Here is a 2,521-nt window from a genome sequence, read left to right on the forward strand (position 1 = left end):
GTAAGCGCGAATTTCCCCGCACCTTTTGCTGTTGAGTGCTCTGATGCACAAGGTGTCCACCGAAATAGGTGGACACCAAGTGATCGAAGAAGATGAGCAGAAACTGCGGGTGAGGCTTGTCGGTCGGGACGGGCGACGCCGATACGACGCCGCATCGAAGGAGCGTCTTGTCTCGGCCTGCCTTGAGCCTGGCGTGTCGGTATCGAAGCTCGCGCTCGAACATGGGGTCAATGCGAACCTTCTTCGGAAGTGGATAAAGAAGCGCGCGGAGACCCAGTCCCTCCCGCCGTCCCCGCCACCTGCGTTCATCCCGGTTCAGATTGAAAGCACTTCCGATCGGGCCTTGCTGCGACAGAGCAGCATGGCTGCGGTGGATTTGCCGGGGACTTGCGATGGGGTGCGTTGGTCGGCATCGAAAAGGACAGCGCATTTTTCCTCTCCAGCCAAGGTGAGCGCGTCGCTGCCGAACGGCGTGACGTTGACGCTGGAATGCGGTGATCTGGATGCATTGACGGCGACCATCGGAGCACTGGGTCATGTTCAGACTGGGCGCTGACCTGAAAGTCTACCTGCACCGCGAGCCGATCGACTTCCGGGCCGGCATCAACAGCCTCGCGGTTCTGGTCCAGGAGACGATGGCGCTCGATCCGTTTGCTCCGGCGGTTTTTGCGTTCTGCAATCGCCGTCGCGACCGGATGAAGCTCCTGTTCTTCGATCGCTCGGGCTTTGTGCTGGTCCTGAAGCGGCTGACCGAGGACAGGTTCAGGTGGCCGCGCCGGGAGGCAGCGGTGGTCACGCTTACGACCGAGCAATTGCACTGGATCCTCGACGGCATCGATATCGATGCGATGGTCCGCCATCCGGTGCGGCAATATCAGGTTGCCGGTTGAGGGCTCTCGAATTGAGCGGTTGACGCGCCGGCATGCTTTCGATTCAAGAATCTGATGAATCGACCCGGCGAACCGACTGTTGAAGAGTTGATGGCGCGTATTGCTGCGCTGCAGGCGCAGAACCGTCACCTCACCGAACGCGTCGTCAAACTCGAGGAAGAGCTGGCGCTTGCACGACTGCATCGTTTTGCGCCGAAGAGCGAAAAGCACATTGACCGCCTCTTCAATGAAGCCGAACAGGCTGCGGATGAGGACGCCGCCGACGGCGAAGATGGCGGCGTCGTTGTCCTGCCGGACACGGGCTTGCCGGCGAGCGAAGGGGCGACGGGAAAGAAGCGCGGCCGCAAGGCCTTGCCGGAAAACCTGCCGCGCGAGCGCGTCGAGTACGACCTTCCCGACGATCAGAAGGCTTGTCCTTGCTGCCGTCACCAGATGCATCGCATGGGCGAGGCCGTTACCGAGCAACTTCATATCGAGGTGAAGGCGAAGGTCCTGCAGAATGTGCGATTCAAGTATGCTTGCCGTCATTGTGAGCGTACCGGCATCAACACGCCTGTCGTGACCGCGCCAATGCCCGCACAACCCTTGCCGGGCAGCATCGCCACGGCTTCGACGCTGGCCTTCGCGCTCGTTCACAAATACGTCGACGGCACACCGCTCTACCGCCTGGCGCAGGCTTTCGAGCGCGCGGGCGTTCCTGTCAGCCGTGGCGCTCTGGGCCACTGGGTGATCGGCTCGAGCGAAAAGCATCTCTCCCGCATCTATGACGTGCTGAAGCTGCGGCTCAGATCGCAGCCCCTCATCCATGGCGACGAGACCACGGTCCAGGTGCTGAAGGAAATGGACAGAGAGGCCACCAGCACCTCGTACATGTGGGCATACCGGAGCGGCCACGACAGTGACGAGCCGATCGTGCTGCTCGATTATCAGCCGGGTCGCGGCCAGATACACCCGCAGACCTTCTTGGGCGATTACCGCGGCATCGTGATGAGTGACGGTTATTCCGCCTGGCGCACGCTGGAAGGGGCAAGGCATCTTGGCTGCATGGCTCATTCGAGGCGGCGCTTCGTCGATGCCCTAAAGGCGAGGAAGAAGGGTGGCGGGCCGCCGGAACAGGCGCTCCGGTTCTTCGAACAGCTCTATCGGGTTGAAAGGCAGGCGCGGAACCAAATCCCCGATGACGGCGAAACGCGAGATCACTGCATTCGCCGCTTCCGCCAGCAACATAGTGTCCCGATCCTCCAGGCTCTCAAGGCATGGCTCGACGACATCGCTCCAAAAGTCTTGCCGGACAGCAAGCTCGGCGACGCCGTCTCCTACACCCTGAACCAATGGGGATATCTGACTCGTTACACCGAGGACGGCAGCATGCCGATCGACAACAATCTTCTCGAGCGTGACATCAGAATCTTTGCCACTGGTCGGAAAAGTTGGCTGTTCAGCGATACCGTCGACGGAGCCAGGGCCAGCGCCGTCATCTACAGCCTGATGTTGACCTGCCGCGCCTGTGGCGTCGAGCCGTTAGCCTGGCTGCGCCACGTCCTCACTGAACTACCTCAGCGCCCCGAGAACGCAGCCATCGACGACCTGCTGCCCTTCAACTTCCTCAAAACCGCTGCAGCCTGATCCGC

General features: G+C 61.2%; 3 protein-coding genes. All 3 read left to right on the top strand.

The window, feature by feature from the left end; translation table 11 throughout:
• The first annotated feature begins 82 nt into the window (after positions 1–82).
• From tnpA to tnpC, 3 genes are read left to right on the top strand one after another with little or no spacing between them, the layout of a single operon-like run.
• Entirely contained in the window at positions 83–556 is a 474-nt protein-coding gene (gene tnpA / locus NKJ94_RS37160; RefSeq protein ID WP_352532721.1) for an IS66-like element accessory protein TnpA, read from the top strand.
• Positions 537–890, top strand: coding sequence for an IS66 family insertion sequence element accessory protein TnpB (tnpB, locus tag NKJ94_RS37165; protein WP_023721448.1), 354 nt, complete (start codon positions 537–539; stop codon positions 888–890). Before tnpA ends, tnpB begins: the two co-directional genes overlap by 20 nt.
• A gap of 54 nt (positions 891–944) precedes the next feature.
• Positions 945–2,516: an IS66 family transposase gene (gene tnpC, locus NKJ94_RS37170; protein WP_352532719.1), complete on the top strand. Its 1,572-nt coding sequence runs from the start codon at positions 945–947 to the stop codon at positions 2,514–2,516.
• Positions 2,517–2,521 lie beyond the last annotated feature (5 nt).

It is taken from the genome of Mesorhizobium sp. M0060, from assembly GCF_040323155.1.
In the GTDB taxonomy this organism is placed as follows: Bacteria; Pseudomonadota; Alphaproteobacteria; order Rhizobiales; family Rhizobiaceae; genus Mesorhizobium.

Coding starts and splice junctions, on each gene's coding strand:
- tnpC (WP_352532719.1), top strand. CDS start 945: ATGAATCGACCCGGCGAACCGACTGTTGAAGAGTTGATGGCGCGTATT.
- tnpB (WP_023721448.1), top strand. CDS start 537: ATGTTCAGACTGGGCGCTGACCTGAAAGTCTACCTGCACCGCGAGCCG.